The organism is Serratia sp. CY83965, assembly GCF_052166375.1.
Classification (GTDB): domain Bacteria; phylum Pseudomonadota; class Gammaproteobacteria; order Enterobacterales; family Enterobacteriaceae; genus Serratia; species Serratia marcescens.
The window spans coordinates 234,058-251,461 of sequence record NZ_JBJNOV010000003.1 but is presented as its reverse complement, the minus strand read 5'-3'; the positions used below and the strand labels follow the sequence as shown (position 1 = coordinate 251,461).

Below are 17,404 nucleotides of genomic sequence, written 5' to 3'. Positions count from 1 at the left end.
CAGTTTGAAGTATGCCCGCCAGTGATTCAGGATGTGCGCCGGCATCGCGGCGATCTTGCGAGGATCCGACTCACCCCAGCGATCGGCCAGTTGGAACACCAACATCAGCCAGGGCGAGTCAGTCAGTTTTTTTCCGCTTCCTCCAGGCTGCCGACCGCATGGCGCTTGACGGCGCCGATGGCTTCGACCAGCGTCGGGTTGTCGTGCGCCGCCAGCAGATCGTCTACGCTCGGCAAGGCGCCGGCCGGGATGCGTTTGCCGTCCGGCGTCATCAGGCAAGACAGCAGAAGCTGCACGTTGAGCTGCGCGGCTTTGTTCATGTCACCGCTGTCGATGGCGGCCTTCATGCCGTCTTCGTTTTCCTGCAGTTCCGCGGCTTTCAGGCGACGGATAAAGGCTTTGGCGCCAAAGATCTGCGTTTCAATCACGTGATCGTCGGATTTCAGCAGCGCCGCTTTCAGCGCTTTCAGATCGTATTTCTCACTCATCGGTTTTTCCTTGTTCAATTCGGTTTACTCTGTAATAAGCAGGTTGCCGCAGGCCACATGGCCCGCGGCGGAAGCGTTCGCCTTCAGGCGTTAACCCGCGGCAAACCGCCAATGGGTCACACTTTCGGGGTGACCGAGCCCCAGGTGTTACTGTTTTGCTTGCCCTGGACGGTAATCTGAATGACTTCGCTCGCCGGGGCGGTGATCTCATTCATTTTCCAGCCGGACAGCGACAGGATGGAGGTGGAGGTGCGGCCATTTGGCAGCTCGACGTAGAACTGCACCGTTTCGCGCTTGTCCGCCGCATTCAGCAGCGCCGCGAAATCGGCGTTGGACGGATCGTCGATGAAACCGATGGACTTCTCCGCGCCCTCCGGCAGGTCGGAAATAAACTGCTTGGCGGTATCCAGCAGCGTGGTGCAATCGACAAAACCGCCGGTTTGCCCCATTTCACCTACCGCTTTACAGTTGGTCAGCGCCTTCATGGCCGTCGGTGCAGCCCCAACGGTGCCCCATTTGACGATAGTGCCGGCAGGCAGCATGGCGTATTCTGGCGAGGTTTTATCAGCCATAGTTTTTCTCTCTCTTTTTTGATGAAGGATGGTAGCGGTCGCTACCGGTTTTCGATGCCATAGCGGACGTTAGCCGCCAGGATGCGTAACACTTGGTGCTTATGGTGATCCAGCGCAGGGCGAATAAACGGGGCGGCGGCTTGCGTTGCCGTGCCGTACTCCTGCGCCAGAGCTCTGTGGTAATGCTGTTTACTGGGGCCGACACGCAACGTCACCGCGTTCCATCCGGTAACGGCCGGGCGTATCGCGATGCCGGCGCTCAGCGAGGGTTCGCTGTTTGACGCCCCCCGCTCGGCACACTGCCGCATCGTGCTAAGTAGCGGCGCCAGCGCGGCGTGGCCGGCCTCCGGCAGAATGTGACTGGCGACCTCGCGCCGAATCGCTTCCAAGCGGCGAGTCAATTCCGCCATGCCGGTAACGTTTATGGCGATCACGCCGCCACCTCGGAATGGGTGATGAGGTAATCACGGGCCATCCGATACTGGACGCGGTTATCCGCCAGGGGCGTGGCGCTCTGCAAAAGGGTGCTGCGCGTGACCGCTTGTACCGGCCATTCGCCGATATGACCATGTCGAACCCCTTCCCAGGCGTTCAAAACCGCTTTATCCAGAGCGATCAGCCGGGAGTAATCGTCGATTACGTACAACACGACCTGAAAACGGCTCTGCACCAGCGAGCTGTCAACCAGACCGGTGTTCACTTTCAGATCGCTGATCTTCTGATAGGTCACGCCTTCTTGCTGCGGATCCGGCAAGATCAGCGGATGAACCGCCAGATGGGTTAGCGCGGCCAGCGAGCGTTGGATTTCATCTTCAATCATTTGGGCAAGGTCTCCGTCGTTTTGAGGGGGAATTGTTTTACAGACGCATTCAGGCATCAGGTAAGGAACAGCGCGCGTTCCGCCGCGCGCCGGGCAACCAGCCCATCGAGCCGCACACCGCCCGCATTCACCCATCGGCCGAACTGGTCGGCCGCCCCCTGCCGATCGCCGGCGTTCAGCCGGCGCAGCAGCGTCGAGTTCTCCAGCGCGCGCAGGCCCAGGTTATAGGCGAAGCTCACCAGAGCATCGAACTGCCCCTGCGTGATCGTCACCGCCACCAGCCGTTCGACGCCCCGTTCGAATTGGGCGACACCGCACACCAGCAAACGCTCGGCCGTTGCGACATCGATCGCCATGCCGGCCCCAACTTTTCGTCCCGCTACCGGTTGAGTCCACCCGTAGCCGATGGTCCAAACGCCGACCGAGTCCTGATAAGCCTGCAAACGCAGGCCTTCGAAACGCTTAATCAGCGCCATGCCATCATCACTTATCTTCATTGGTTTCCTCCTGACGCTTTATTGAGAAATCGGCGTTCCAATGCCTTGATCAGCGATGCTCCCGACCACCCCGCCATGCCGCATACGCCGCCCATCACCTCCGAAGGCCAGTCGTAATGCAGCGCAATCATCACCATGGTCAAACCGGCGAAAATAGAGACGAACAACTGCAAAAACAGCGTCCTCCAGCTAAAGGTTTCGCCGTTCAAAACCTTGAAGGAATAGCTGGCGATCGCCCCCAGCAGCGTCATGCCGAAAGCAAGCAGCATTGAAAGGATGTTTGGTTCATTTTTCCAAGGCATAATCATCACCCTCCCCTTACCGGGGCATAGCCCGATCGTCGGGAGTCATGGAAAAGAGCGGCTAAATGCGGCGCCCCTCTCCGTCATTCCTGTTCCATTTAAATAAGCGGCCATTTACGCTGTCGAAAATGGCTTATCCGTTCTGCTCAACCTGAGAAGAGAAATAAGGATTGCGCCGTTTTATAAATGAGAAGGATTAGCCTCCCGCCGTGATCATTCAACGACAGTCATTATTCAGTGAGTGATTGACCGTTTTGACAAGGAGGCTAAAAATGAAAAACCCCGCCGGAGCGAGATTTGGCTATCGTGCAGCGGTGCCGGCAACGACTCAGTTTTATCAGGTTACGCGCTTATTTGCGTACGCGTGAGTCTTTTATTATAAAAAAACAAAACCCCGCCGGAGCGAGGTTTGGCTATCGTGCGGTGGCGCCTGCAACGACTCAGTTTTATCAGATTACGCGTTTATTTGCGTACGCGTGAGTCTTTTATTATAAAAAAACAAAACCCCGCTGGAGCGAGGTTTAGTTATCGTGCAGCGGCGCCGGCAACGACTCAGTTTTATCAGATTACGCGTTTATTTGCGTACGCGTGAGTCTTTTATTATAAAAAAACAAAACCCCGCCGGAGCGAGGTTTAGTTATCGTGCGGCGGTGCCGGCAACGACTCAGTTTTATCAGATTACGCGTTTATTTGCGTACGCGTGAGTCTTTTATTATAAAAAAACCAAAACCCCGCCGGAGCGAGGTTTAGTTATCGTGCGGCGGTGCCGGCAACGACTCAGTTTTATCAGATTACGCGTTTATTTGCGTACGCGTGAGTCTTTTATTATAAAAAAAACAAAACCCCGCCGGAGCGAGGTTTAGTTATCGTGCGGCGGTGCCGGCAACGACTCAGTTTTATCAGGTTACGCGTTTATTTGCGTACGCGTGAGTCTTTTTTTAAATTATTGCAACGCGCATACGCCATTATTATTCCTGATGTCACAGTGAAACGAGAAATAAACCCTCATCAACTTCAACGGCAGCAGTTTCAGCGATCCATAGTCAACTTTATATCCAACATCGCCAGGCATCCCCCGATGAACCCTTCCGCCGTTTGCATCTCTTTACGTATCGTACCGTCTGAACATTTCCTTTTCAGGGCGATCTTACGCAGAGATATGCCATAAACATGGTGGGCAATGATGAGATCGAACTCTTCGGGTTTGTATTTCTTCAATCTGCCCACGCAACCGTCGATCACCAGGCCATCATCATCGCAACAGGAACGCTCGCCTTTCGATTTATAGGACAACAGCCCTCTGAACCCGGCAGCAATGGGGGAATAATCGATGCCGCTATTATCCCTGGCCCATACGCCCCACCGCTCCAACACTTCATTCATATCTCTCATGCTTCCACCTCCTTTGGGCGTTTGCCACATCGCCAGGGCTCCATGTCGTTGACCGACGTCGGTCGAGCCGCTCTTCTGCTCGGCGTGCGCCAACACGCAACAACCGCTCCGCCCGGCGTGCTCGCCGAGGGCATTACACCAAATACTGTATAAATAACCAGTATCAAGTATACCCAGAGGTATCTTTTTTTCAATAGCGAAAATCCATTTACCTGCAGGTAAATTTAGGTACGATGGCCTCATGAAAAACGAGCAAAAAATGCACCTCCAGGAGATGCGGCGAGAGCGCCTGATCATCCTGATCGATAACCTCGGCGTCGGGGGGCAAAAGCGCCTTGCGGAGGCGCTCGGTATTGCCGCAGACTATGTCTCTCGCCTGCTCTACCCGCCGGGCAAGAAAGGCAAAAAGGGCATCAGTGGCGACATGGCGCGAAGGATTGAACAGTACTTCGCCGTGCAAATCGGCTGGCTGGATGGCCTGGAGCAAATCGGGCTACGCCCCGTCAGGCAGAAGGCTTCGCAGGCCTTGGGTAAAACGCTGCCGCTGCTGACGTGGACATTGCCGTTGTCTCATGAACAGCTGCGCAAAGGAACGACCGTCCACTACCCGGCGATGGTGCAATGCAGCGCTCAGGCCTACTGGTTGCCGGTGCGGGATAACACGATGAACGGCTCTGCCGGCGCCAATTACCCAAAGGGCGCCTTGATACTTGTCGAACCCGTTACTGCCGGCATAACCGAGCTCGCGTCCGGCGATAAGGTGATAGCGAAACGCTGTGACAGCGCGGAGCTCATCTTTAGAAGGTATGTCGAGGAAGCCGGGCATCGATGGCTTAAGGGAAGCATGCCGGGTTGCCCGGCGCAGAATGCCGATGAGTACGCGATTATCGGGGTGGTGCTTGGCGCCTGGCTGCCCTAGTCCATGCGCGCCGCGTTGAGAACCGCGTAAAGCAAAAAACCGCCAACCTTGCGGCTGGCGGTTTTTTAGCACTCATGGTGCCGGCTACCGGAATCGAACTGGTGACCTACTGATTACAAGTCAGTTGCTCTACCTACTGAGCTAAGCCGGCTGAATTTGGCGGAAGGACAGAGATTCGAACTCTGGGAGCTGTTACACTCGACGGTTTTCAAGACCGTTGCCTTAAACCACTCGGCCATCCTTCCAATGGGCGCTGATATTAGCGATACCGTTATGAAATGTCTATCATTTTGATGCAAAAAAATGGCATGGGCGGTGCGGTTGCCTAAACTTCAAGCCTTAAACGCTTAAAAAATGAAAAGCCCCGCGAAAGCGAGGCTTTTATGTTCGGCTGAAACGCGTTTACTTCGGCTGCGAATCGTAGTCGGAACAGGTTTGATAGCCCTTGTTCATGACATGGCCCGTGTCGTTGTAGCTGACAAAGTACGTTTGCACTTTGCCATCGCGCGGCGCGACCGCATAGGTATCGCAAGTGCCTTGCGCATGAATCAGCGTGGCGGACGTCGACGGCGGACCGGCAATCGCCCGCACCTGCTGCTTGGTCATCCCTACTTTGACATCGCTGACCACCGGCTCATTGACATAACTGGTTGCACGGTCATAGGCGGTGCAGCCGGCAAGAATGGAAAATACCGCCGCAGTACCGACGGCCAAAACCAACTTCTTCGTCATAGCTTGTCCTCTTGGAGTACGTTTGTTGTCCCCTAAGTCTAGAAGCGGAAAGGCTTTTCTACAAATTCCCGTTTGTCGATCGGTGCGCTTTTTCTCGCGATCGGCCGGCGCGGGCACGACATCGGATTCAAAAGCCGAAATCGCTCAGCGACGGGACATCGTCCGGGCGCCGACCGAGTGGCCAATGAAAACGCCGATCCTGTTCGCGAATCGGCATGTCGTTGATGCAGGCATGGCGGTTAATCATCAGCCCCTCCTGATTGAACTCCCAGTTTTCATTGCCGAAGCTGCGATACCAGTTGCCGGAATCGTCGCGCCACTCATAGGCGAAACGCACCGCGATGCGCGCGCCGTCAAACGCCCACAGTTCCTTAATCAGCCGATACTCCAGCTCTTTCGCCCACTTACGTTGCAAAAATGCGACCACCGCCGCGCGGCCGTCGACAAATTCCGCGCGGTTACGCCAGTGGGTATCGAGGGAATACACCTGCGACACCCGCTCAGGATCGCGGCTGTTCCAGGCATCCTCCGCCAGCCGCACCTTCTCGATAGCGGATTCGCGGGTAAAAGGCGGCAATGGGGGTTTAATGCTCATGCTTATCTCCTGAGTGAAGGCATGTAGACAATTCTGTCTACATCATTACGCTAGCGCATGTAGACAGAGTTGTCTACAATCACTCGAAAATAGCTTGGAGAAAATGATGACCGTCGATCGCAATACCTTACCCGCCCGCCAGCGCATCCTGCTGACGGCTCACGATCTGTTTTATCAGGAAGGGATCCGCGCCACCGGCATCGATCGCATCATCAAAGAATCAGGCGTCACTAAAGTGACGTTTTACCGCCACTTTCCCAGCAAGAACGATTTGATTACGGCGTTTTTGGCCTATCGCCACCAGCAGTGGCTCACCTGGTTCAGCACAGCGCTGGATCGCCATGTGGCACAAACCGGCGGGTTGCTGCCGGCGCTGGCGCCCTGCCTGGCGGAATGGTTCGACGATCCGCGCTTTCGCGGCTGCGCGTTTATCAATACGGCGGTAGAAATCGCCGACCTGCTGCCGGAAAGCCTGCAAATCGCCGGCCGGCATAAGCGGCAAATGACGGATGAACTGGCGCGTCACCTGCCCGCCGGCCCACAGCGGGAACAGCGGGCGGCAATGCTGGCGATGCTGATCGACGGCGCCATCGTCAGAGTGCAGATAGAGCGGCAACCGCAGGCCGCGCTGCAGGTGCTGAATGCCGCGTTGGACATGTTGGCGCAAGGCGGGTTCGATCAGTAATTGGCCCAAATGCCCGGCGTCACCAGTTCCAACAGGTGGGCGTCGGGATCGCGAAAATAAATGATCTCCCCGCCGTGTTCCCAGCGCATCCGCCCCTCAATCTCCACGCCGTTGTCCACCAGATGCCGTTCCCAATGCGGCAGTTGCTCTTTCGTCACCGCCAGCCCGATATGCGCCGGCCCCACGCCATCGTGTGCAGGAATAAACCCGGTCGGATAGTGCGCCCCGCGCAGCGAATCACCTTCGATAAACAGCAACAGTACGCTCCGATCGCCGACGTTGTAGGCGCGAAACCGTTCGTTGGCGGCCATCGTCGGCAACTTCAGCACCTCCCGGTAAAAAGCGTCCGCGCGTTCAATATCGCTGACGTACAGCACCGTTTCGATCACCCTGTCGATCTTGAGTTCCATATCACCTCCGCTCTGTTTTCCGTTCTGACAGCGTAGGTCGAACAGAGGCTATCCGAAGCGCTTCCCGAGCCGATAACGGATCAATCCGTGCTTTTTACCAGCAAAAAAAACGCGGCCCAAAGGCCGCGCTGTGTCATTCACACGCTGGTGCTTAGAACTGGTAAACCAGGCCCACGGCAACCACGTTGTCGGTGTTGATGCCGGCAGCGTCGGTGAAATCGTTGTTGTCCACCAGGTTGATTTTGTAATCAACATAGGTGGACATGTTTTTGTTGAAGAAGTAGGTCGCACCCAGGTCGACAAATTTGACCAGATCTTGATCGCCGTAGTCCTTGCCGTTACCGGCGCGGCCCAGGTCTTTACCTTTGGTCTGGTTATAGCCGACGAACGGACGCAGACCGAAGTCGAACTGGTAGTGCGCATAGGCTTCGAAGCTCTGCGCCTTGTTGGCGTAGCCGTAAACGCTGCTGTCGGAGCTACCGAAACGCGCCGCGTTGTAGGACTGGGTGAACATCACCGCCAGGTAGACGTCGTTGGCGTCATATTTCAGACCGCCGGAGTAGCCTTCGGCCTTGTCGCCGCGGCCCATAATATTGCGGTACGCGCCGGCGCCGTTCTGCTCGCTGGTGCGGCGAGAGTTAAAGAAGGCGCCCGCCGCGCTGATGCCGTAGCCCATGTCATAGCTCATGGACATGCCGTAGCCTTCGCCGTTTTGGCCCAGAACGTCACGACCGTTGTTGGTCTCTTCGCCGTTGCCGTTTTTACCCTGGTACTGCAGGGCGAAGTTCAGGCCGTCAACCAGACCGAAGAAGTCGTTGTTACGGTAGGTCGCCAAGCCGCTGGAACGCTGGAACATGAACTGGTCGGCGCCGTAGGTCATACCGTCGAACTCAGGCTGCAAGTCGGTATACGCCGCGACGTCGTACAGCACGCCGGTGTTACGGCCGTAGTCGAAGGAGCCGTAGTCGCCGAATTTCAGACCGGCGAAGCCGTAACGGGTGAAGTTCTTGTTGTCCTGGCTTTCAGCGTGGTTCAGGTTCGCCTGATATTCCCACTGGCCGTAACCGGTCAGCTGATCGCTGATTTGCGTTTCGCCGCGCAGGCCAAAACGCATATAAGACTGATCGCCGTCCACGCCGTTGTCGCTGGAGAAATAGTGAAGACCGTCGACTTTACCGTACAAATCCAGTTTATTACCGTCTTTGTTGTAGATTTCCGCCGCGCCTGCTGTGCCTGCAACCAGCAGTGCGGGTACCATCAGAGAGAGTACTCGAAGTTTCATCGTTATTATCCTCGTTAATTATGTCGAGCTACGGCCACTGCCCTTTTCGAGCATTATTAGCACGACTGTGCATTACCATTCTGGTAACAAGGGTTATATTAATCCAGAAAGAAAATGATACCAAGTATCCGATAGTGTTTCATTGTAATTAATAAAGGTTTCAAAATGTAAATACGCGCGAACTTTCACAAAACATTACAGACAAACAAAATAAAGCACTTAAAGACAAAGAATAGATTAATTGATAAAAAATCATGTAGTTATACATATCTTTAAGAAAAAAAAGCCAACCATACAATTGAGCCAGACAATAAGCACATTGTGCCAAAACGCAGCCCACACGCAGCCGCTATAATCACCTCGCTATCATCATTATTTTCATTATTACCTTCATTATCCGAAGATAATTTCTGCATTCCTTTAACCGGCTTCTGGCCGGTTTTTTATTTTCCTCCATACTCTCCTCACAATTTCAGCCCGTACAAATAGCACGCAAATAAATAACCTAATGATATAGTTTCATTAATTCACTTTCGCACTAATTGCTAATCTTTTCCCTTATTTTAGTCTACAAATTGAACTTGCTTTTCATTTCGTGCTTTATCGCATCAATTATTTCCCGCCGCAGGCACCATTAGCCGCCGAGTTTCAGTTCTGGTAATCTGAAAAAAGCGCACCTTCAGCGAGTAAAATTCATGATGCCCTTTCAACCCGACGTGCTGTGGCGGCGGCTGCAAAGTTCCCCCTTCCGCGCTCGCTTCCGTTTAAATGCCAAAGACCAGACTTATCTCGATGGCAAGGGATTGCCGCTGATCCTCAGCCATGCCCGCGATTTTATCGACCGCCGCCTGGCCGCCGCCCATCCTAAAAACGACGGCAAGCAAACCCCGATGCGTGGCCACCCGGTGTTCGTCGCCCAGCATGCCACTGCCACCTGCTGCCGCGGCTGTCTGGAAAAGTGGCACGGCATAGCGCAAGGCGTCGCACTGGACGAGCAGCAAAAGGACTATATTGTCCAGGTTATCGCGCTGTGGCTGGTGCGCAGAGGCGGCGCCGGGGATGTGTCAGGCACGAATATTTTCGACCCGGATCGCGGATTGTGATAAAAACTGTCAGTAACTTTCACCATTCTTTTGACCCAAGATCCTGACGCTTACATGACAGCCACCTTGTGCAATGAACAGCAAACGCCCGGCGTTCCTCAACAGATCGCCACCCGTCTGGCCTTTTTCGTCGCCGGTCTCGGCATGGCCGCCTGGGCGCCGCTGGTCCCCTTCGCCAAAGCGCGCATCGGTATCGATGATGGCTCGCTCGGCCTGTTGCTGCTCTGTATCGGCGCCGGCTCCATGCTGGCGATGCCGCTGACCGGTTTCCTGACCGGCAAACTGGGTTGCCGTGCGGTGATCCTGATGGCCGGGCTCGGGTTGTGCATCGATCTGCCGCTATTGGCGCTAATGGATTCCCTCGGCGGCATGGCCGCGGCGCTGCTGCTGTTCGGTGCGGCGATCGGCATGATCGACGTAGCGATGAACGTGCAGGCGGTGATCGTCGAACGCGCCAGCGGCAAGGCGATGATGTCCGGTTTTCACGGTTTCTTCAGCATCGGCGGCATTGCCGGCGCCGGCGGCGTCAGCGCGCTGCTGTGGCTGGGGCTGACGCCGCTGCAATCCACCCTGCTCACCGTGCTGGCGGTGATCGCGCTGCTGACGCTGGCCAGCCGCCATCTGCTGCGTGAGAGCGGCGCCGATGACGGCGGGCCGATGTTCGTCTTGCCGCGCGGCTGGGTGATGTTCATCGGCATTCTGTGCTTTATCATGTTTCTGGCGGAAGGATCGATGCTCGACTGGAGCGCGCTGTTTCTCACCACATTGCGCGGCGTCGAACACAGTCAGGCCGGTCTGGGCTATGCGCTGTTTTCCATCACCATGACGCTCGGCCGGCTCAATGGCGATCGGGTGGTGAACTCGCTGGGCCGCTACCGGGTGCTGCTGCTGGGCAGCCTGTGCGCCGCTCTCGGCCTGAGCCTGGCCATCACCTTCAATCACGCGACCGTTTCGCTGGTCGGTTTCATGCTGGTCGGGCTGGGCGCCTCGAACGTCGTACCGATCCTGTTCAGCGCCGCAGGCAACCAGCGCGACATGCCGGCCAATTTGGCGATCGCCTCCGTCACTACCGTCGGCTATGCCGGTATTCTGGCCGGCCCGGCGTTGATCGGCTTCATCGCTCAGTTTTCCAGCCTGACGGCGGCCTTCGCTTGCGTAGCCGTTCTGCTGTTGGCGGTGGCCGCCAGCGCCAGGGCCGTCACTCGCTGATTCAGGAATGCGCAGCCACTATGCAAAATAAACAATTGACCATAAGCTCCAGCAACATTACCCGCTGCTTCCTGCTGTTTATCGTGCTGCTGACGATCGGCATCGGCCTGTATGGCTACAACTACACCAACGCCTGGCTGGCGGAAAAGAAGTACACGCTGAACAGCATCGCCGGTTCGCTGCAAAAGCGTATCGATGCCTACCGCTATATGACCTATCAGGTCTATGACAAATTCGGCAATGCGCCGGCGCAGAATGTCGATCCCGGTTTGCAGGAAACCCGCCTGCGGCCCGATGTCTATTATGTCGAGAAACCGCACAAGAAAACCGACGCGGTGATCTTCGGCAGCCATGACGAAAACACGCTGGCGATGATCGCCAATATCTCGGACTACCTGGACACCCGCTGGGGCGCCAAGACCGAGAACTACGCCATGTATTACCTCAATGGTCAGGACAATAGCCTCAGCCTGATCACCACCCAGCCGCTCAAAGAGCTGGCTTCGCGCTTTCGGGAAAGCTACCTGACCACCTCGGCGGATGAACGCCGCGCCGAGATGCTGCAACAGGCCAATATGCTCGACGAACGCGAGAGCTTTTCCGACCTGCGCAAGCAGCGCTTCCAGAACGCCTATTCGTTCTCGATTCGCACCACGTTCAATCAGCCGGGGCATCTGGCGACGGTGATCGCCTTCGATTTGCCAATCAACGACATCATTCCGGCCAATCTGGCCCGCGCCAATTTCCTGCTGCTGCCGGATGATGTCGATCTCGACGATAGCGCCATCCCGGCGGACACCGTCCTCGGTACCCATGCGACGATGAGCGGTGGCTGGGTGGAGTTCAGCGCCGCTCTGCCCAATGCGCCGCTGAAGGTGGTGTATCGCGTTTCGGCCATCAATCTGGCCATCGATCTGCTGCGCAACAACATCTGGCTGATCGCAGTCAACTTGCTGCTGCTGGCGCTGTCGATGCTGAGCATCTACTTTATCCGCCGCCAGTACATTCGCCCGAGCGAAAACATGGCGGTAGAGCTGGAGGCCGAGCGCGCGCTGAATCAGGAGATCATCTCCAGCCTGCCCTCCGGCCTGCTGGTCTACAGCTTCGCCAACAATACGGTGATCGCCAGCAACAAAATCGCCGAGCACCTGCTGCCGCACCTCAGCCTGCAAAAGATCGCCCATATGGCCGAACAGCATCACGGGGTGATCCAGGCGACGGTCAACAACGAGGTGTATGAAATCCGCATTTTCCGCAGCCAGCTGTCGCCGGACACCTACCTGTTCCTGATGCACGATCAGGATAAAGAGGTGATGGTGAACAAGCGGCTGCAGCAGGCGCGGCGCGAATACGACAAAAACGTTCAGGCGCGCAAGCTGATGCTGCACAATCTTGGCATCGAGCTGAATCAGCCGGTACGCAAGATGCACGATCTGGTCGACCGTCTGCACAGCCGGCCGGATGAGGAACAACAGCAAGCTCTGCTGGGCCAGCTGACGGCGGCGTCGGCTTCGGTGCTGGAGTTGATCGATAACATCACCCTGCTGACCCGGCTGGAAACACAGGACTGGCAACCCACGCGCGAGCCGTTCAACCCGACGGCGATGATCGACGAGTTGCTGCTGGAGGCCCTGCCTGCCCTTAATCAGAAGGGGCTGGCGCTGTTCAAGCATTTCCAGCTGGACGTCGAGCAGAACTATATCGGCGACGCCAACGCGCTGCGCAAGGTGATCTCGCTGCTGGTGCATTACGCCATTATCACCACCGCCTGCGGCAAGGTTTCTCTGGTTATCGACCATGAGCCCGAGCACCCTGATCGCCTGATTTTCCAAATCAACGACACCGGCTCCGGCATCTCCAACGAAGAGATCAGCAACCTTAACTATCCGTTCCTCAGCCAGACGCTGGTGGATCGCTTCAACCACGGTTCCGGCCTCACGTTCTTCCTGTGCAATCAGCTGTGCAAGAAGCTTAACGGCCAGTTGGACATTCGCAGCAAGGTGGATATCGGCACTCGCTACACCATTCGCGTCGCCATGGAGATGGAGAAAAAAGAGTCGAAGGAGCAGGAAAAGCTGCTCGACGGCGTCACCGCCTTGCTGGACGTTACGTCGGATGAAGTGCGCGGCATCGTGACTCGTCTGCTGCAGGCCTACGGCGCCGACTGCCTCGTCGCCGAAGATCGCGCGGTCAACCGCGATTATGACGTGCTGCTGACCGATAACCCGCAGCGCGCCGATGATTACACCCTGTTGCTGGCGACCGATGAACCGGGCTGGCAAGCGCTGGATAAACGCTACATTCGGGTGAACTATAATCTGAACGGCGCTTTAATCGACGCCGTGCTGATGCTGATCGAACAGCAAATGGCCGCGCTGGAACAGGAAGAAAGCCCGCTTTCATTGAGCTCAGAAGATATCCAACTCTATGAAAAACAATTGAAATCAAGTGATTACTATGGGCTGTTTGTCGATACAGTACCCGACGATGTCAAAAAACTGTATACTGAGGCGGGCAGCAGTGATTTCAATGCGCTGTCACAAACCGCACACCGCCTGAAAGGCGTGTTTGCCATGTTAAATCTGCTTCCCGGCAAGCAGCTGTGCGAATCGTTAGAACAGCGCATCGCAGAAGGTGATGCGCCCGAGATCGAGAATAACATCAGTCAGATTGATTTTTTCGTCAGCAGACTGCTGAAGCAAGGTAGCCAACAACATGAATAACCTGAACGTAATTATTGCTGATGACCATCCTATCGTACTGTTTGGCATCCGGAAGTCACTTGAGCAAATTGAATGGGTGAATGTCGTTGGGGAGTTCGAAGACTCAACCGCACTGATCAACAATCTGTCCAAGCTGGACGCCAACGTGCTGATCACCGATCTGTCGATGCCGGGTGACAAGTATGGCGACGGCATCACGCTGATTAAATACATCAAGCGCCACTATCCGCAGTTGTCGATCATCGTGCTGACCATGAACAACAACCCGGCGATCCTGAGCGCGGTATTGGATCTGGATATCGAAGGCATCGTGCTGAAACAAGGCGCGCCGACCGATCTGCCGAAGGCGCTGGCCGCCCTGCAAAAAGGCAAGAAGTTCACGCCGGAAAGCGTCTCCAAACTGCTGGAGAAGATCAGCGCCAGCGGCTATGGCGACAAACGCCTGTCGCCGAAAGAGAGCGAAGTGCTGCGTCTGTTCGCCGAAGGTTTCCTGGTGACCGAAATCGCCAAGAAACTCAACCGCAGCATCAAAACCATCAGCAGCCAGAAGAAATCGGCGATGATGAAGCTGGGCGTCGAAAACGACATCGCCCTGCTCAACTACCTCTCGTCCGTCAGCATGACGCCGTTGGACAAAGACTAAAGCCCGCCTCACGGCAGGTTAACGCCAAACAGGCACGGCATCCGCCGTGCCTGTTTGCTTTTCAGACCTCGCTGCGGTTGTAGCGTACCCGTTGGCTGTAATATGCCAGCGTCTGCTCCAGCGTCTCCAGCGTGACCGGCTTCGACAGGCAATTATCCATGCCCGCCTCGAGGCAGCGCTGTTTCTCTTCCGCCAACGCGTTCGCCGTCACGCCAATCACCGGCGCACTGAACTGCATCTGCCGCAGGGTCTGCGTCAGACGATAGCCGTCCATGTTCGGCATATTGACGTCGGTCAGCACAATATCGACGTGGTGCTGTTTCAGCACGCCGAGCGCGTCGACGCCATCATTGGCGGTCACCACCTGATACCCCAGCGACCCCAGCTGATCGGAAAGCAGGCGACGGTTGATCGGATGATCGTCAACCACCAGCAGATAAATATCGCCGTTGTCCGCCGCACTGGCCTTGGCGGGCACCGGCAGTTGCACCAGCGCCTCTGCCGCGCCGTTGCCGACGCCGAACAACCGGTTGATTAAGGTCAGCGTTTCACGCGGCGTAGAGGTGCTGTGCATCCAATAGCCCGGCCGGGTTTCCTGCGATGGACCGATATGTTCGGTGGAGAATTGGATCTGAGCCAGCAGCGGCGTGTTCATCATCAACGGGTAATCGCTGAGCATCACCTCGCCGGCGGCGGTATCCTGCCCGTCATAGCGCTGGATATCGGCGCCGTAGCCGCCCAGAATCGCCATCAGGTAACTTTCCAGGCGCTGATTGCGGATATCCAGCCACAGCCGCCGGCCCTGCCAGGTATCGCTGGCCTGCGGGATCGGGAACTGGGCGTTAAACAATGGAATGCGAATGCTGAACAAGCTGCCCAGCCCCGGTTCGGACTCGACGGAGACGTCGCCGTCCATCAGGTTGACCAACTTCTCGCAGATCGCCAGCCCCAAGCCGGTTCCCTGGAAGTGGCGCTGCACGCCGGTCCCCACCTGGAAGAACGGATCGAACAGGCGCGAGATTTCCTTCTCCGGGATGCCGACGCCGGTATCGCGCACGCTGAACTCCAGGTAGCTGCCGCGGGTGCAGACCTGCAGCACGATACAGCCGGTATCGGTGAACTTGATGGCGTTGTTCACCAGGTTGGAGAGCACCTGCTGCAGCCGCACCGGATCGCCGAAAATGCGCTCCGGCACGTTCTGTTCGATAAAGCAGTACAGCCCCAGACGTTTCTTCACCACCAGCGGCAAATAGTTGCCGGCGATATGGGTGATCACCTCCAGGCAGGAGAACTCGCGCGGTTCGATCTTCAGCTGTTCGGACTCGATTTTGGAGAAATCGAGAATATCGCTGATGATTTTCAGCAGCAGGCCGGAAGAGTTATTCATCGCGTTGACCAGCCGATCGACCCCTTGCGGCAGCGCCTTGGTCTGCAGCAAATCGAGATTGCCGATAATGCCGTACAGCGGCGTGCGCAACTCATGGCTGACGGTGGCCAGGAACATCGATTTGGACTGGCTGGCCTGCTCCGCTGCCGCCGCCATCTCCTGCAGCGACTCTTCCATCTTCACGCGCGCGCTGACGTCCACCAGCACGCAGATCGCCACCTCTTCGTTGCGGTAGCGCGAGTGGACAAAGCTGATCTGCAGGTTGTTGTTGTTGCTGGTCATCACATCGACGAAATTCGCCTGCTGTTCGCAAATGATGCGCGTAATGCGATCGCGATCTTCGTGGGTCAACAGGTTGATGTAGTTATGCGCCAGTTCGTTACTCAGGATATTGGTGCCGTCGCTGATACGCAGGATGCAGATGCCCACCGGCGCCGAGGCGACAATCTTGCGGTTGAACTGCTCGTGTTCTTCCAGACGGAAGGCGTTCTCCTCCGCCGGCAAGAACATCTTGCGCTCAAACAGCCAGGCCAGCGTGAACAGCACGATAGCCGATAACAGGTTCAGCAACAGCGCGTTGAGGATCAGCATCTTGAAGCGTTCCACCACGCTTTTCACCGGCAGCGCATAAACGATGCTCAGCGATGAAGGCGGCAATGCTTTCTTCAGGATCAGGTCGCGGTAATTGTCGACATAACCGAAGTAAGCATGCTCTTCGGGGTAGCTGTTGAGCGCAGCGGCATAGCGATCGCCGTCCGCCAGACGCAGCACCGGCTCGTTGTTCTCATCCAACAGCGTGACGCCGATCGGCAGGCTGCCGGCGGTGACGAAATCTTCCAGCCGGACGGTTTGCTCGATGCCCAGCAGCGCCTCCAGCTTATTACCGATATAGAGAGGGGTCAGCACATACAGATAACCGATGTCGGGCCGCTGCGCGCTGGGGCTGATCCAATACAGGTTGTTGTCTTTGTCCAGATTCTTGGCGTTGCGGTATTTCAGAATGCGCTCATGCAGGGACTTCAGCACGTTTTCCCGATTGGCGCTCGCATTGCCGCCGCCGAATTCCGCCATACACAGGCTGTCGCCGCCGATGAAGAACACCCGGTTAAGATCGTAGGCCGCCACGAAGTTCTCTTTCCAATACTGGATCAGGCCGCTCAGCGAATCGAGCGAACTGCGGTAGGTGGTGCTCAGCGTGCAGTTGGACTCCGGGTACAGCGGAAAGAATTGCGGCGGGCTGCCTTTGCCGGGAAACACGCCGCTGAACATGTCCAGGCTGCTGACCGAACCGTTGAGGCGATTCTCCGCCATATACTTGATGTCGCGGATGATGTCGGCGGAATGGCGGATGTAGCCCTGCGCCTGATCGAAGTTGAGGTTGTACTCCTGGCGGATGTCAGATTCTTTCTGATGCAGGATATTCAGAATATAAAAGGTGGTGAGCAGCGCCCCCAACGACCACAGCAAAATCGCCAGCACCCGGAACAAGTAGCGGGATATTTTCAGCGTAGTTCGAAAAGAGGCTAAGTATTTCAATCGGATACCATACGAAAGTCAGTGACGGCGCGCGTTGTCGCCGGCGCGGCGGCCGGCGGCTCGGTGCGCCAATTAAACCATATAACTGAAAAAGGGCCTAGCATCGCTG

The 17,404-nt window shown here is 56.4% G+C and carries 18 protein-coding genes and 2 tRNA genes; 6 read left to right on the top strand and 14 right to left on the bottom strand.

All coding sequences use genetic code 11. The features are described 5' to 3' along the window. Positions 1-122 precede the first annotated feature (122 nt). The 7 genes from ACJ8PL_RS09115 to ACJ8PL_RS09085 form a co-directional block, all read right to left on the bottom strand. Positions 123-488, bottom strand: a complete 366-nt coding sequence (locus ACJ8PL_RS09115; protein ID WP_016926947.1) for a phage tail protein — start codon at positions 486-488, stop codon at positions 123-125. 116 nt (positions 489-604) lie between these two features. Then, positions 605-1,060: a major tail shaft subunit gene (locus tag ACJ8PL_RS09110; RefSeq protein ID WP_016926946.1), complete on the bottom strand. Its 456-nt coding sequence runs from the start codon at positions 1,058-1,060 to the stop codon at positions 605-607. 41 nt (positions 1,061-1,101) lie between these two features. Next, the gene (locus tag ACJ8PL_RS09105) at positions 1,102-1,494 is read right to left on the bottom strand and encodes an HK97-gp10 family putative phage morphogenesis protein (RefSeq protein WP_016926945.1); all 393 of its coding nucleotides are present in this window, start codon (positions 1,492-1,494) and stop codon (positions 1,102-1,104) included. After that, a complete protein-coding gene (locus ACJ8PL_RS09100; RefSeq protein ID WP_016926944.1) occupies positions 1,491-1,880 on the bottom strand; it encodes a hypothetical protein in 390 nt (129 codons plus the stop codon). The genes ACJ8PL_RS09105 and ACJ8PL_RS09100 overlap by 4 nt, the downstream gene beginning before the upstream one ends. Positions 1,881-1,936: 56 nt before the next feature. Then, positions 1,937-2,377, bottom strand: coding sequence for a lysozyme (locus ACJ8PL_RS09095; RefSeq protein ID WP_016926943.1), 441 nt, complete (start codon positions 2,375-2,377; stop codon positions 1,937-1,939). Continuing rightward, entirely contained in the window at positions 2,374-2,685 is a 312-nt protein-coding gene (locus tag ACJ8PL_RS09090) for a phage holin family protein (RefSeq protein ID WP_028127738.1), read from the bottom strand. The genes ACJ8PL_RS09095 and ACJ8PL_RS09090 overlap by 4 nt, the downstream gene beginning before the upstream one ends. 1,023 nt (positions 2,686-3,708) lie before the next feature. Continuing rightward, positions 3,709-4,071, bottom strand: coding sequence for an antiterminator Q family protein (locus ACJ8PL_RS09085; RefSeq protein ID WP_016926941.1), 363 nt, complete (start codon positions 4,069-4,071; stop codon positions 3,709-3,711). Positions 4,072-4,312: 241 nt separating this feature from the next. On the opposite strand from ACJ8PL_RS09085, the gene ACJ8PL_RS09080 reads away from it, so the two are divergent. Further along, positions 4,313-4,990: a S24 family peptidase gene (locus ACJ8PL_RS09080; RefSeq protein ID WP_079452204.1), complete on the top strand. Its 678-nt coding sequence runs from the start codon at positions 4,313-4,315 to the stop codon at positions 4,988-4,990. A gap of 75 nt (positions 4,991-5,065) precedes the next feature. On the opposite strand, the gene ACJ8PL_RS09075 is transcribed toward ACJ8PL_RS09080, so the two are convergent. The 4 genes from ACJ8PL_RS09075 to ACJ8PL_RS09060 form a co-directional block, all read right to left on the bottom strand. Further along, a tRNA-Thr gene (locus ACJ8PL_RS09075) sits at positions 5,066-5,141 on the bottom strand. Between the two features lie 6 nt (positions 5,142-5,147). Next, a tRNA-Ser gene (locus ACJ8PL_RS09070) sits at positions 5,148-5,235 on the bottom strand. A gap of 157 nt (positions 5,236-5,392) precedes the next feature. After that, positions 5,393-5,722, bottom strand: coding sequence for an osmotically-inducible lipoprotein OsmE (gene osmE / locus ACJ8PL_RS09065; RefSeq protein ID WP_004935874.1), 330 nt, complete (start codon positions 5,720-5,722; stop codon positions 5,393-5,395). A 127-nt stretch (positions 5,723-5,849) separates the two neighbouring features. After that, positions 5,850-6,317: a nuclear transport factor 2 family protein gene (locus ACJ8PL_RS09060; RefSeq protein ID WP_016926939.1), complete on the bottom strand. Its 468-nt coding sequence runs from the start codon at positions 6,315-6,317 to the stop codon at positions 5,850-5,852. 106 nt (positions 6,318-6,423) lie between these two features. Between ACJ8PL_RS09060 and ACJ8PL_RS09055 the strand changes: the two genes are divergently transcribed. After that, the gene (locus ACJ8PL_RS09055; RefSeq protein WP_079452203.1) at positions 6,424-7,002 is read left to right on the top strand and encodes a TetR/AcrR family transcriptional regulator; all 579 of its coding nucleotides are present in this window, start codon (positions 6,424-6,426) and stop codon (positions 7,000-7,002) included. Here ACJ8PL_RS09055 and ACJ8PL_RS09050 read toward each other — a convergent pair. After that, positions 6,996-7,412, bottom strand: a complete 417-nt coding sequence (locus ACJ8PL_RS09050; RefSeq protein WP_442531082.1) for a VOC family protein — start codon at positions 7,410-7,412, stop codon at positions 6,996-6,998. The genes ACJ8PL_RS09055 and ACJ8PL_RS09050 overlap by 7 nt on opposite strands. 151 nt (positions 7,413-7,563) lie before the next feature. Beyond that, a complete protein-coding gene (ompC, locus tag ACJ8PL_RS09045) occupies positions 7,564-8,694 on the bottom strand; it encodes a porin OmpC (protein ID WP_028127739.1) in 1,131 nt (376 codons plus the stop codon). Positions 8,695-9,389: 695 nt separating this feature from the next. On the opposite strand from ompC, the gene ACJ8PL_RS09040 reads away from it, so the two are divergent. The 4 genes from ACJ8PL_RS09040 to rcsB are packed head-to-tail and all read left to right on the top strand — an operon-like array spanning position 9,390 to position 14,372. Beyond that, entirely contained in the window at positions 9,390-9,797 is a 408-nt protein-coding gene (locus tag ACJ8PL_RS09040) for a DUF4186 domain-containing protein (protein WP_028127740.1), read from the top strand. 54 nt (positions 9,798-9,851) lie between these two features. Then, entirely contained in the window at positions 9,852-11,006 is a 1,155-nt protein-coding gene (locus ACJ8PL_RS09035; RefSeq protein WP_016926934.1) for an MFS transporter, read from the top strand. A gap of 20 nt (positions 11,007-11,026) precedes the next feature. After that, a complete protein-coding gene (rcsD, locus tag ACJ8PL_RS09030) occupies positions 11,027-13,729 on the top strand; it encodes a phosphotransferase RcsD (RefSeq protein WP_079450284.1) in 2,703 nt (900 codons plus the stop codon). Next, positions 13,722-14,372: a response regulator transcription factor RcsB gene (rcsB, locus tag ACJ8PL_RS09025; protein ID WP_004935900.1), complete on the top strand. Its 651-nt coding sequence runs from the start codon at positions 13,722-13,724 to the stop codon at positions 14,370-14,372. Before rcsD ends, rcsB begins: the two co-directional genes overlap by 8 nt. Before the next feature lie 61 nt (positions 14,373-14,433). On the opposite strand, the gene rcsC is transcribed toward rcsB, so the two are convergent. Beyond that, on the bottom strand, positions 14,434-17,295 hold the full coding sequence (gene rcsC / locus ACJ8PL_RS09020; protein WP_028127741.1) for a two-component system sensor histidine kinase RcsC: 2,862 nt from the start codon (positions 17,293-17,295) through the stop codon (positions 14,434-14,436). Positions 17,296-17,404 lie beyond the last annotated feature (109 nt).